Annotated in this window: 2 pseudogenes; both read left to right on the top strand. The window is 74.0% G+C overall.

From position 1 onward, the window contains the following. A pseudogene (locus GH736_RS23875) lies at positions 1 to 491 on the top strand (gfo/Idh/MocA family oxidoreductase); the annotation flags it as partial. Beyond that, positions 488 to 680: pseudogene (locus GH736_RS23870) on the top strand (hypothetical protein); the annotation flags it as partial. The pseudogenes GH736_RS23875 and GH736_RS23870, both read left to right, overlap by 4 nt.

Genomic DNA, 680 nt, shown 5'->3' with positions numbered 1-680 from the left:
CGGCCGTCGCTGCCGACGTGGTGCGCCAGCTCGTGCTCGGGCTCGCGGTGCACGACCTGCCCGCGATCCGCGACCTCGCGCCCGACTTCGAGGGCGTCGACTTCGCGGCGGCCGTGCCGCCGATCGGCTACACGGTGGCGTTCCGCGCCAGCGGCGTGCGGGTGCTGCTGACGGCGGTCATGCTGCCCGGCGGACCCGACCCGGTCTGGCGGCTCACGATCGGCACGGTGACCGACCGCGTCGACGTCGAGTTCCCGCCGTCGTTCGTGCACGCGGGCAGCGCGACGGTGCGGGTCCGTGTCGGCGATCTCCGCATGACGACGTACCGGCGGGAGGACGAGGACGGCTACGTGCGCGAATGGCGGGCGCTCGCTGCGCTCCTCGACGGAAGCGCCACCATGGAGTACCACGAGGTGCTCGACGATGCGCTGTTCGCGATCGACCTCGCCGATGCGGCGGCTGCGGCGATCCGCGAGGGAGACCCCACGTGAGCGAGCGCATCGGAGTCGTCGTCGACCTGCCCGAGTACGTCGTGGCCGTCGGCGGCCTTCCACGCAGCGCGGAGCGCGTCAGACGCGCGGCGGGCGCCATCGTCGTCGTCGACGGCTCGACCGAGTGGTGGGATGCCGCTGCGCTGGCCGTTGAGGCGGGGCCCGCGGCGGTGCTCGTGGCGGAACCGC

Origin of the sequence: Agromyces humi (assembly GCF_009720255.1) — a bacterium.
GTDB classification, from domain to species: domain Bacteria; phylum Actinomycetota; class Actinomycetes; order Actinomycetales; family Microbacteriaceae; genus Agromyces; species Agromyces humi.
Note: the sequence above shows the minus strand (reverse complement) of the source record. Positions and strands in the feature narration are given on the sequence as shown.